Source organism: Pseudomonas sp. Gutcm_11s, from assembly GCF_028649395.1.
In the GTDB taxonomy this organism is placed as follows: Bacteria; Pseudomonadota; Gammaproteobacteria; order Pseudomonadales; family Pseudomonadaceae; genus Aquipseudomonas.
In genome coordinates this window covers 106,221-118,201 of record NZ_JAQSUW010000009.1, presented here as the reverse complement: position 1 = coordinate 118,201, position 11,981 = coordinate 106,221, and the positions used below count along the sequence as shown (strand labels likewise).

Here is an 11,981-nt window from a genome sequence, read left to right as displayed (position 1 = left end):
CCGGGGCGCTGCTTCCTTATGGAGATCGCATGAGCACCTTCACCGCATCCGCCCACGTCACCACCGACACCCCGGCGCGCTATATCAGCCGCCTGTGCAAGCACTTCGCCCACAAGATTCCGGTCAGCTTCGACGAGCAGCAGGGGCGCATCGAATTCGCCTTCGGCCTGAGCCTGCTGCAGGCCGACGAACAGGGCCTGACCCTGCGCGTGGAAAGCAGCAACAGCACCGATCTGGAGAAACTGCAGGGCGTGGTCGCCAGCCACTTCGAGCGTTTCGCCTGGCAGGCAGCCTTGCAGCTGGACTGGCGCTGAACCTGTATTCATTTATCTGGCGATAGCAGGATGCCATCGCCTATGCTGGAGTCTCCCTACCCGGCCGCAGTATCGCCATGCCGAACAGTTTCCAGCTGCAGTTGCATCCTCAGCATGGCCTGCGCCGGCGGCGCATCGGCCTGAGTTTCTTTGTCAGCATGGCCCTGGCGCTACTGCTCGCCGTGGGCTTCAGCGGCTGGAGCATCCTGCGCGACTACCAGGCCAGCACGGACCAGCATCGCCACAACATGATGGCGCTGTCACGGGCGCTGGAGGGCTATACCAGCGCCCTGCTGCAACAGAGTTACGAGAGCGTGCGAGTCTCCTTCGAGGAGCTCAACGAGCCACGGGTGACCAGCCAGGAGCGCGACCGCATCCTCCAGGTGCTGCAGGATGCGATGCGCTACGACCCGGTCTCCAGCCACCTGTTCGCCCTCATCGACGGACAGATATTCATCGTCGATGCGGCCGGCCGCGCCGTGCACAACCCGACGCTGAAGCGCCAGCTCGCCGCGCTGACCGAGGGCGTGCATGAAGAGCCGCTCTACCCGCCCCTGCGCAACCCAGATCGCGATGGCTTCCTGCTGCCGCTGATGATTTCCCCACAGACCGGCTCCGAGCAGCCATTGCAGCTGGGCGCCCTGATACCCACCGAGCGCTTTGGCTACCTGCTCGAGCGCCTGGGCCTGGAGCAGGAGATGAACGGCGGCCTTATCTCCGCCTGGGGCACGATCCTCTACCGCATGCCGCAGCCGGAGACCTACACCAACCGCGAGCTGCCGGAACAGTCGCCGCTGCGCCAGCTGGGCACCCGTTCGACGGCGAGCTTCGTCGAAGCCGACAGTCTGGCCGGCGTGCCCACCTACTACGTGCTCACCCCGTCGCCACGCTTCCCCCTGTACGCGGTGATCGGCGAGACCCGCAGCAGCTTCCACGGCCCGTGGCTGCGCCGCTCGGGGCTGACCCTGGTGCTGCTGGCCGCCAGCCTGCTGTTGCTGGGGCTCGCCGCCCTGCAGCTGCGGCGCCTGATCGGCCAGGTGAGCCAGGACGAAGAGTTCTACCGCCGCCTGTTCACCGACGTGAACGACGGCCTGCTGCTGGTCGACCGCGAAGGCACCATCCTCACCGCCAACCCGGTCTCCGCACGCCTGTTCGGCCTGGAGGGCGCCGAGCAGCTGCGCGGCCGCAAGCCGGCCCTGATGGCCCCGGAACGGCAGCTGGACGGGCGCCTGTCGGTGGTCGCCGCCAACCTGATGCGCCACGCCGCGCTGGAGGGCGAGGACCAGCAGTTCGAATGGCGCTTCCTGCGCCAGGACAGCGCCGGCCACTTCGACTGCGAGCTGCGCGTCTCGCAGTTCCACTGGCGTGGCGAAACCCTGCTGCTGGGCGTGCTGCACGACATCACCGAGCGCAAGCGCTACCTGGCCGAGCAGGAATTCCTCGCCACCCACGACAGCCTCACGCAACTGCCCAACCGCTACTGGCTGGTGCGCCATATCGACGAACGCGCCGCCTTGGACAAGGGGCAGCACTTCGCCGTGCTGCTGCTCGACATGAACCGCTTCAAGGAGGTCAACGACACCCTCGGCCATCAGCACGGCGACCGTGTGCTGACCGAACTGGGTGAGCGCCTGCAGGAGTGGCTGGCGGAGCAGAATGCCTGCGTGGCGCGGCTGGGCGGCGACGAGATGGCCATCGTCTCCGCGCACCTGATCGACCAGGCGGCGCTGCATGGCCTGTGCAGCGGCGTCGCCCAGGTCATCGCCCGGCCGCTGCTGGTCGACGGCATCCACCTGGAGCTGACGGCCAGCATCGGCATCGCCATGTTCCCCGAGCACGGCATGAGCGCCAGCGACCTGCTGCGCTGCGCCGACATCGCCATGTACCAGGCCAAGCGCGAGCGCCGCGAATACGCCCTGTACCAACGCAGCACCGACAACTACACGCCCGAGCGCCTGGCCCTGCACACCCAATTGGGGCGGGCGATCCGCGAGGGCGGCCTGCAGCTCTACTACCAGCCGAAGATCCGCCTGAGCGACCGCCAGGTGGTCGGCTTCGAGGCGCTGCTGCGCTGGCAGCATCCGGAAAAGGGCATGATTCCGCCGGGCGACTTCATCCCCCTGGCCGAGAGTACAGAGCTGATCCACCCGCTGACCCGCTGGGTGCTGAACGAGGCCCTGCGCCAGCTACGGCAGTGGCAGGACCAGGGACTGGGCACCTGCCTGGCGGTCAACATCAGCACCCACAACCTGCTCAACCCGCACTTCCTGCCGGAGCTCGCCGAGCTGCTCGCCCACCACCGGGTGGCCGCCGAACTGCTCGAGCTGGAAGTGACCGAGGGCACCCTGATGGAAGATCCGGAGCTGGCCCTGCGCAGCCTGCAGGCGATCCGCGAGCTGGGGGTGAACCTGTCGATCGACGACTTCGGTACCGGCTATTCCTCGCTGGCCTACCTCAAGCGCCTGCCGGTGCAAGTGCTGAAGATCGACCGCACCTTCGTCTCGGCCATGACCGAGAACGCCTCCGACGCGGTGATCGTGCAGTCGACCCTGGCCCTGGCGCACAACTTCGCCATGCAGGTGGTCGCCGAAGGGGTGGAGGACGAGGACACCGCCGCCGCGCTCACCCGCCAGGGCTGCGACATAGCCCAGGGCTACCACTTCGGCCGACCGATGCCGGCCGGCGATCTGGAGCACTGGCGCAGCACCCGCTTGCCGACCTGAGCCACCCCACCCGCAGCTCCAGCACTCCCCGCGCGGGCGATCAGCTCGGCGGCAGGGTCAGCTCGATGCTCTCGCCCAGTGACTCCTCCAGCCGCTGCAGCTCGTACTGCACCGCAGCGGCGTCGTCGGCCTGCTCATGGGCGATCTGCGCGAAACGCTCGGCAGCCTCGATCAGGGCCAGCACCACCGAGGGATCGAAGCGCGTGCCGCTGGCGGCGCTGATCTGCGCCAGCGCCTCGGCATGCGCCAGCGACTGCCGGTAGGTGTGCCGGCTGGTCAGCTCCTCGTAGCAGCCGACCACCGCCATCAGCCGCGCGGCCAGCGGCGCCTGCTCGCCGCGCAGGCCCTGCGGATAACCGCCGCCGTCCCACTGCTCGTGCTGGCTGTAGACGATGTCGCGGGCATCGCGCAGGAAGTCCGGGACGTTGCCCAGCTTGGCCTCGGCCGCCAGCAGCGCGTCGCGGCCGGCAACCGTGTGGCTGTGCAGCAGCTTGAGGTCCTCGCCCTGCAGCGGTACCGGACTGAGCAGGATGCGATCGGGCAGCACCAGTTTGCCGATGCCATGCAACAGCGCCGACTTGCCCAGCTGGGCGATGCGCTTCTCGCCCAGCTCGCCGGCCAGCAGCGGCTGCTGCCGCGCCAGCGTGGTACTCAGCTCCAGCATGTAGCGCTCGATGCGCTGCAGGTGCTTGCCGCAGGGGTTGTCGCGCATGGCCGCAAGACCGGCCATGGCCTCGATGGTCACCTCCTGCAGCAACTGGATATCGCGGGTGCGGCGGCGCACCTCCCATTCCAGGTATTCGCTCTTGTCGCGCAGGAAGTCGGCACTGGCCTTGAGCTGCAGCTGGGCGCGGACCCGTGCCAGGACGATTGGAGGGCTGATCGGCTTGGTGATGTAGTCCACCGCGCCCAGATCGAAGCCCTGCTGCTCGTCGGCCACCTCGGTCTTGGCAGTGAGGAAGATCACCGGTATCTCGGCGGTAGCCGGGTCGGCCTTGAGCCGGCGGCAGACCTCGTAGCCATCCATCTCCGGCATCATGATGTCGAGCAGGATCAGGTCCGGCGGCAGCTCGCCGGCGGCGATGCGCAGGGCCTTGGCGCCGTTGTTGGCGACCTTGACCCGATAGCTGTCGGCCAGCAGCTCGCTCATCAGCGTGAGGTTCTCCGGCGTGTCGTCCACCAGCAGCACCAGCGGCTGGTCGGGCCGATCGAGCATCTCCGTCATCATCCTTCCCCCGTTAGCAGGTTATCCCTTGTCGTTGCGCGGCCTGGCGCAGCAGCGCCTGGGCCCGTTCGAAGTCGAAGCCGTGCACCGCCGCCGCCAGCATGGCGTACTCCTCATTAAAGGCGCTGCGCAGCAGGTCGGCATGCTCCTCGAAGATCTTTCCCGCACGCGGATCGTCGTCGTCGAACAGGTGCATCAGCTGCCGGCAGAGCGGCTGCAGCTGGGCCTCGTCGACGGTCGCCGGCACGGCCATCGGCGCGAGCGCCGCAATCGCCTCGATCAACCCGGAGAGGCTAGCCTCCAACTCGGCCAGCAGGGTCTCCAGCTCGTCGTGACGGGCATCCTTGATCGCGCTCTCCACGGCCGCCGCCTGGGTCGCCAGGTCGACCGCGCCCAGGTTGCCGGCCAGCCCCTTGAGGCTGTGCGCCTCGCGTTCGGCACTCTCCTGCTCACCGGCAGCCAGGGCCGCGCGCAGACGGCTGGTGAAATCCGCCTGGCTGAGGGCGAACTTGTCCAGCAGGCGCCGGTACAGGTCCGGTTTGCCGAGCACCCGGCGCAAGCCACTGGCCAGGTCCACCCCAGGTAGCGACCACTCCGGCAGCGGTTGCCGCGCCGCACCGTCGACCACCTCGCCGCGCGCCTGCAGCCAGCGCCCCAGGGTGCTCCACAGCTCGCTCGGCTCGATCGGTTTGCTCAGGTGATCGTTCATACCCGCGGCCAGGCAGCGCTCACGGTCGGCCGGCATGGCGTTGGCGGTCATCGCCACTATCGGCAGGGCGGCGAAGCGCGGCTCGCGGCGCAACGCCTCGGTGGTGGCGATGCCATCCAGCACCGGCATCTGCATGTCCATCAGCACCAGGGCGTAATGGCCGTCAGGATGGGCGTGCAGCAGGTCGAGGGCGATCTGTCCGTGCACCGCCTCGTCGATCTGCAGGCCGCTCTCCTGCAGCAGGCCGCAGGCCACCTCCCGGTTCAGCTCGTTGTCTTCCACCAGCAACACCCGCTGGCCGCTGAAGTCCGGCACCACCTCGCCCACCGGCAGGCGGGCCAAGCCCTGCGCGCCGGCATCGCCGCCCAGGCTGCGGATCACCGCGTCGAACAGCAGCGAGGGATTGAGCGGCTTGAGCAGCACCTCCTCGATGCCCACCCGCTCGGCACCCTGAAGCACCTCCTCGCGGCTGTAGGCGGTGGCCATCAGCAGATGTGGTGGTGGCTCGAGATTCAGCGCGCGGATGCGCTGGGCGCACTCCAGGCCGTCCATGACCGGCATCTGCCAATCCAGCACCACCAGTTCGAATGGCTCGCGGCGCAGCGCCGCTTCCTGCACCCGCTGCAAGGCGGCCGGGCCGGAGTCCACCGCCTCGCTGCGAAAGCTCATGCTCTCCAGCATGCCGCGCATCACCTGGCGGGCACTCTCGTTGTCGTCGACCACCAGCACGCGGCGCCCACGCAGGTCGGCCTGGGCCAGCAGGTGCGGTCCCTGCTCCACGGCCACACCCAGCGGCAGCCGGCACCAGAACAGGCTGCCGTGGCCTGCCTCGCTATCCACCCCGACTGTGCCACCCATGGCCTCCGCCAGGCTCTTGCAGATGGCCAGGCCGAGGCCGGTGCCGCCGTACTTGCGGGTGGTCGAGCTGTCCGCCTGCTGGAACGACTCGAACAGCCGCTCCTGCTGTTCGTGGGTCAGGCCGATGCCGGTATCGCGCACCCCCATGTACAGCTGCAGGCCATGCGGACCATGGCCCTCGCCACGCAGGATGACCTCGATCTCGCCACGCTCGGTGAACTTCACCGCGTTGTTGGCGTAGTTGATCAGAATCTGCCCCAGGCGTAGCGGGTCGCCCACCAGATGCTGCGGCAGCTCGGGGTCGAGGTTGAACACCAGCTCCAGGCCCTTGCCGCCGACCTTGTCGCCGATCAGCCCGGCGACGTTCTCCAGCACCTGCTGCAGGTCGAACTCGATGTGCTCGATGGTCAGCTTGCCGGCCTCGATCTTGGAGAAGTCGAGGATGTCGTTGATGATCCCCAGCAGGTGCTGGCCGGCCTGCTGGATCTTGTTCAGGTAGTCGCGCTGGCGCGGGTCGAGGTCGGTCTTCATGGCCAGGTGCGACATGCCGATGATGGCGTTCATCGGCGTGCGGATCTCGTGGCTCATGTTGGCCAGGAAGTCCGACTTCAGCCGCGCCGCCTCCTCGGCCAGCTCCTTGGCCTTGGCCAGTTCCGCCTCGGTCTGCTTGCGCACGGTGATGTCGCGGCTCACGCCGACCAGGCCGAGCAGCCGGCCCTGGTCGTCATGGAAGGTGGTACGCAGGGTGTCGAACACCGCGCGCCGGCCATCCGGGTACAGCGACCAGCCCTCGCTCTCGTAGGGGCCGGGCCAGTTCAGCGCGGTCAGGTCGTGTTCGGTGCGGGTCGCCGCCCAGTCCGGATGCAGCAGGTCCTCGTCACGCAGCCCGCGCATGTCGCCGCGCGGCCGGCCGAACAGCTCGGCGCAGGCCTGGTTGACCCCGACGTAGCGGCCCTCGGTGTCCTTGAACCAGATCGGGTCGGGAATCGCGTTGATCAGCGCATCCAGGGTGCTGCGCTGGCGCTCGGCCTCGGCCTCGGCACGCTGGCGTTCGGTGATCTGTATCGCCAGGCGGCGATTCCACACCAGCACGAAGGCGATCAGCGCGACCAGGCCGAGCAGGTAGGGCCAACCCACCTGCAGCAGGCGGCGCAGGTTGAAGGCGGTCAGCGGCGGCAGCCAGCGCTCCTTGATCGCCTCCTGTTCCTCGTCGCCGAGGCTGGCCAGCGCCTTGTCCAGCAGGGCCACCAGCTGGGCGTTGTCGCGCTGGGTAGCGAAGCGGAATTCGCTGCTGGACAACCCGGTCTCGCCGCGCAGTTCCAGGTTGGTCAGGTTGAGCTGGCGGATCAGGTAGCTAGCGACGATCATGTCACCGACATAGGCATCGGCGCGCCCGGACGACACGGCACGCAGCGCCGCCTCGGTGTCGCGCACCTCGATGATCCGCACGTCCGGCACTGCCTCGCGCAGGCCCTGTTGCAGCACGTAGCCGCGCTCAATGGCCACCTGCTTCCCGGCCAGGCCGCCGATGCGCTGCACGTCGACATCCTCGCGGGTGAAGATCAGGCTGCTGCTGACCAGATAAGGCTCGCTGAAGGCCATCGTCGCCTCGCGCTCCGGCGTGCGCGCCACCGACGGCAGCAGGTCGACATGGCCGTCGCGCAGGGCGGCCAGCGCCGCGTTCCAGTCGTCCAGCAGCACCGGCTCCAGACGCACGCCGAGGCGCTGGGCGAGCAGGCTCAGGTAGTCGCCGCTGAGCCCGCGGTGGCGGCCCTGCTCGTCGATCACATCGAACGGCGGCCAGCCGCTGCGCTCGATGCCCACGCGCAGCACCGGGTGTTCGCTCAGCCAGGTACGTTCGTGCTCGTCCAGTTGCAGCGCCGCGGAGGCAGCGGCCGGCAACAGGCAGAACAGGAGCAGGCAGCACAGGCGCGACATGGACGGCTTCCTTGCGGAACGGGGGCACCCTCAGCATAGGCTTTGAAAGTCAGATACGGATTGGCAGCCAGCGGCGGCGGATCGACAATCGCCACAACGGAATTCGGGAGATCGTCATGCTCGATCAGAACCAATGCTGGCAGGCCTTGTGCGACCGCGACGCAACGCAGGACGGGCGCTTCGTGTTCGCCGTGCGCAGCACCGGCATCTACTGCCGGCCCAGTTGCCCGGCACGGCGCCCCCGGCGCGACAACGTCAGTTTCCATGTCGACCCAGCCAGTGCCGAGGCAGCCGGCTTCCGCCCATGCCGGCGCTGCACGCCGCAGGGCAAGAGCCCGGCCGAGCAACTGGACGAGCTGGTCATCTCCGCCTGCCGCCTGCTGGAGAACAGCGAGCAGCCGCCGACGCTGGAGCAGTTGGCGGCGCGCATCGGCCTGTCCGCCTCGCACCTGGCGCGCGCCTTCAAGGCACGCACCGGGATGAGCCCGAGAGCCTGGTTCGACGCCCATCGCCGCCAGCGCCTCGAAGCCACCCTGCCCGGCGCGCCATCGGTGCTGCAGGCCGCGCTGGACGCCGGCTATTCCGGCACCCGCGCCCTGTACGAGGAGACCTCCGCCCTGAGCCCGGCGCAGCGCCGGCAGAAGGGCGCAGGCGAAGTGCTGCGCTACGCCATCACCCTCTGCCCGCTCGGCCTGCTGCTGCTCGCCACCAGCGACAAGGGCGCCTGCGCCGTGCTGTTCGGCGACGACGAGTGCGAGCTGGAGGCCGAACTGCAGCAACGCTTCGCCGCCGCCGAACTGCGCCGTGACCAGCGCGGCCTGCGCGACTGGCTGCGCGAGGTGGTGGTGCAGATCGAGGAGCCGGCGCGCGCCGCCCACCTGCCGCTGGACATGCGCGGCACCGCCTTCCAGCAACAGGTCTGGCAAGCCCTACGTGAGATTCCGCCGGGGCAGACGCGGCGCTACGGCGAGCTGGCCGAGCAGATCGGCAGCCACGCTCGTGCCGTGGCCCGCGCCTGCGCCAGCAACCCGCTGGGCCTGCTGGTGCCGTGCCACCGGGTGATCGGCGCCAACGGCGCGCTTACCGGTTATCGCTGGGGCGTGCCACGCAAGCAGGCGCTGCTGGAGAAGGAAGGCGCGCTCATCGAGTAACGGGCTTGCGGGGCGCGAGCTTCGGGCCGAAGCTATGCGGCCTGAAGGAGAGCCCATGGATATCGCTGAACTCACCCAACGCCTGCACGCCATTCGCGACCACAACGATTGGCGCCGTTTCCACAGCCCGAAGAACCTGGCCATGGCCGCCAGCGTGGAGATGGCCGAGCTGGTGGAAATCTTCCAGTGGCAGACCGAGGACGAGTCGCGCCAACTCTCCGCCGAGCAGCTGGAACATGCTGGCCAGGAAGTCGGCGACATCGTGCTCTACCTCCTGCTGCTGTGCGCCGAGGCCGGCATCGACATGGAACAGGCGGTGCGCGCCAAGCTGGCCGACAGCGAGAGGCGCTTCAAGTGAGCGACAGACACTTCGACGAACTGGCGACCCGCTTCGCCGAGAAGATCTACGGCGGCGCCAAGGGTGCCATCCGCCTGGCCGTGCTGCAGGCCGATCTCAAGGAGGCGCTGCCCGAACGCCCGCTGCGCGTGCTCGATGTCGGCGCCGGCCTCGGCCACATGAGCCTGTGGCTGGCCCAGCGCGGCCACAGCGTGACCCTGGCCGAGCCGGCCGAACCGATGCTGGAAGGCGCACGCCAGCGCTTCGCCGAGGCAGGCGTGGAAGCGCAGTTCATCCAGGCACCCTGGCAGGACCTGCTCGGCCAGCTCACCGAACCCTACGATCTGGTGCTGTGCCACGCGGTGCTGGAGTGGCTGGCCGAGCCCCACGCCATCCTGCCGGTGCTGCACCAACTGGTCGCCCCCGGCGGCTGGCTGTCGCTGGCCTTCTACAACAAGGATGCGCTGGTCTACCGCAACCTGCTCAAGGGCCACTTCCGCAAGCTGCGCAAGGAGCGCTTCGCCGGCGAGGGCCAGAGCCTGACGCCGCAGAAACCGCTCGACCCACGCGAACTGGCGGCGCAACTCGACGGCCACTGGCAGGTCGAAAGCCAGAGTGGCGTGCGTGTATTCCACGACTACATGCCGAGCGAGTTCCAGGCCAAGGCCGAACTGGCCGACCTGTTGGAGATGGAACTGGCGAACCGCCGCCACCCGACTTTCGCCGGCCTCGGCCGTTATCTGCACTGGGTCTGCCGGCCGCTCTAAACTGCCTATTCGAGCTACGCTGAGGTGAATGCCGAACGCATTCCACGGACTGTCATGAAACGCCTTTCGCTCCTGCCCGCCCTGCTCCTGCTGGGCGCCTGCCAAAGCAGCAACCCCTATCTCGCCGACGGCAAGTCGCTGCCGCCGGCGCCGGCCAATGCCGCCAATCATTTCGACCGCAGCGCCTACCCGGCCACGCCGCGCGACTTCGCCCGCTATCGCGACTGGTCCTGGCGCGAACAACCGGCTGGCAGCGCCTGGGCCGATGGCGCGCTGGTCGCCGAAACCGTCGGTGGCGGCCTGGACCAACGCGGCCTGCGCCCTGCGCACGGGAGCAAGGCCGCCGACCTGCAGGTGAGCGCCGCGGTGAGCCTGGAGCGCCGCCAGTACCAGGTACGCGACGACTACGGCGGCTACTACGGCAACGGCCCCTGGGGCGACCACTACGGCATGTACGGCAGCGTGCCGCTGGTACGCACCTATGAAGTGGAGGTCGCGGTGGTGCAGATCGAACTGTACGACGGCGCCAGCGGCCAGCCGGTGTGGAGCGGCAGCGCCGAGGCGCGCAACCAGGGCAGCCAGAGCGAGCGCAGCGATGCCCTGCGCCGCGCCGTGGAAGATGCTCTGGCGGCCTACCCGCCGAACTGATCCGGCGCTTGCCGAACGCTACGAACTGGAGTTGGATAAAGGCTCTGCCACGGAGGTTTTCACCATGTTGTCCCGCCTGTTGCTGGTCCCGTTTCTGCTGTTGCTGGCAGCCTGCCAGAGCCCCCGCGTCGAACGTGATTTCGACGCCAGCCGCGATTTCGCCAGCTACCGCAGCTGGGCCTGGCAGGAGCCGGCCCTGCAGTACAGCCCGGACGATCCACGGATCAAGAGCGACCTGACCGAGCAGCGCATCCGTGCCGCCATCGGCCAGCAACTCGACCAGCGCGGCCTGCGCCCGGCCCAGGCCGGCAGCGCCGGCGACCTCAAGGTGCAGGCCTGGCTGATCGTCGACGAGCGCCAGGACCAGGTCAGCACCAACTATGGCGGTGGCTACTGGGGCGGATATTGGGGTGGCTACTGGGGCGGCCCGGCGTACACCGAGACCCGCACCGTGGACTACAAGGTGGCCACCATCCAGGTCGACCTGTTCGACGGCAAGGACGGCAAGCTGGTCTGGCGCGGCAGTGCCGAACAGGTCATGCGCCAGTCGCCGCCGGGCCCGACCGAGCGCGAGGCGGCGATTCGCGAAACCGTGAGCAAGGTGCTGGCGCAGTACCCGCCACACTGAGCCATCCCGCACTGAGCAACCATCAAGTCTGGCGTGCCCGCCACGCCAGCCCGCTCGCGGGCTGGCAATCATGCTAAATGGCCGTCTACCGGCTTAAGCTGACTCACCGGTCAAAAGTACGCATAATGACCGGCCCCTCTTCCATGGAGAACTCCATGTCCAACTGGTGGCTCCTAGCCATGGCCCTGGTCGCTGGCGCCATGCTGCCGCTGCAGGCCGGCATCAATGGCCAACTGGCCCGACACGTCCCCAACACCCTGACCGCCGCGCTGATCTCCTTCCTGGTCGGCAGCGCCGCGCTGCTCGCGCTGGTCCTGCTCAACCGCGGCGTGCCCAGCATGGCCGCGCTGCGCGAGCTGAACTGGTGGCACTGGAGTGGCGGCCTGCTCGGCGCATTCTTCATTGCCGTCGCCGCCTTTGCCGGGCCGCGCATCGGCGCCCTGCTGTTCATGGTGCTGGTACTGGCCGGCCAGCTGGGCATGGCGGTACTGCTCGATCACAACGGCTGGGCGGGCTTCCGCGAGGCACCGATCACCGCCGGCAAGATTGCCGGGCTGGTGCTGATCGTCGGCGGCATCTGGATGATCCGCCGCGGCTGACGACGAAATACTGGCACTTTGCCTTGCATGGCTCGGTGGCAAGCCTATGATGTTGATACGCCGTATTTGTGATCACATCAGCAC

The 11,981-nt window shown here is 68.4% G+C and carries 10 protein-coding genes; 8 read left to right on the top strand and 2 right to left on the bottom strand.

Annotated features, from left to right (window positions below; all coding sequences use genetic code 11):
• The first annotated feature begins 29 nt into the window (after positions 1-29).
• Positions 30-314, top strand: coding sequence for a DUF2218 domain-containing protein (locus PTT45_RS03150; protein ID WP_273811486.1), 285 nt, complete (start codon positions 30-32; stop codon positions 312-314).
• 77 nt (positions 315-391) lie between these two features.
• The gene (locus tag PTT45_RS03145) at positions 392-3,037 is read left to right on the top strand and encodes a bifunctional diguanylate cyclase/phosphodiesterase (protein ID WP_273811485.1); all 2,646 of its coding nucleotides are present in this window, start codon (positions 392-394) and stop codon (positions 3,035-3,037) included.
• A 40-nt stretch (positions 3,038-3,077) separates the two neighbouring features.
• Here PTT45_RS03145 and PTT45_RS03140 read toward each other — a convergent pair whose 3' ends face one another.
• Both PTT45_RS03140 and PTT45_RS03135 read right to left on the bottom strand, forming a co-directional pair.
• Positions 3,078-4,262, bottom strand: a complete 1,185-nt coding sequence (locus tag PTT45_RS03140) for a response regulator (RefSeq protein WP_273811484.1) — start codon at positions 4,260-4,262, stop codon at positions 3,078-3,080.
• Positions 4,263-4,275: 13 nt separating this feature from the next.
• Positions 4,276-7,767, bottom strand: a complete 3,492-nt coding sequence (locus PTT45_RS03135; RefSeq protein ID WP_273811483.1) for a response regulator — start codon at positions 7,765-7,767, stop codon at positions 4,276-4,278.
• A gap of 116 nt (positions 7,768-7,883) precedes the next feature.
• Between PTT45_RS03135 and ada the strand changes: the two genes are divergently transcribed.
• The 6 genes from ada to PTT45_RS03105 all read left to right on the top strand — a co-directional run bounded on the left by ada (position 7,884) and on the right by PTT45_RS03105 (position 11,897).
• Complete coding sequence (gene ada / locus PTT45_RS03130) at positions 7,884-8,918, top strand: bifunctional DNA-binding transcriptional regulator/O6-methylguanine-DNA methyltransferase Ada (protein WP_273811482.1); 1,035 nt, start codon at positions 7,884-7,886, stop codon at positions 8,916-8,918.
• 55 nt (positions 8,919-8,973) lie between these two features.
• The gene (locus tag PTT45_RS03125; protein ID WP_273811481.1) at positions 8,974-9,276 is read left to right on the top strand and encodes a nucleotide pyrophosphohydrolase; all 303 of its coding nucleotides are present in this window, start codon (positions 8,974-8,976) and stop codon (positions 9,274-9,276) included.
• Positions 9,273-10,022 carry a methyltransferase domain-containing protein gene (locus tag PTT45_RS03120; protein ID WP_273811480.1) on the top strand — a complete coding sequence of 250 codons (750 nt, stop codon included), beginning with the start codon at positions 9,273-9,275 and terminating at the stop codon, positions 10,020-10,022. The genes PTT45_RS03125 and PTT45_RS03120 overlap by 4 nt, the downstream gene beginning before the upstream one ends.
• A gap of 54 nt (positions 10,023-10,076) precedes the next feature.
• Entirely contained in the window at positions 10,077-10,670 is a 594-nt protein-coding gene (locus PTT45_RS03115; protein WP_273811479.1) for a DUF4136 domain-containing protein, read from the top strand.
• Between the two features lie 64 nt (positions 10,671-10,734).
• Positions 10,735-11,298 (top strand): DUF4136 domain-containing protein, encoded by a 564-nt coding sequence (locus PTT45_RS03110; RefSeq protein ID WP_273811478.1) that lies wholly within the window; start codon positions 10,735-10,737, stop codon positions 11,296-11,298.
• A gap of 155 nt (positions 11,299-11,453) precedes the next feature.
• On the top strand, positions 11,454-11,897 hold the full coding sequence (locus PTT45_RS03105) for a DMT family transporter (RefSeq protein ID WP_273811477.1): 444 nt from the start codon (positions 11,454-11,456) through the stop codon (positions 11,895-11,897).
• Positions 11,898-11,981 lie beyond the last annotated feature (84 nt).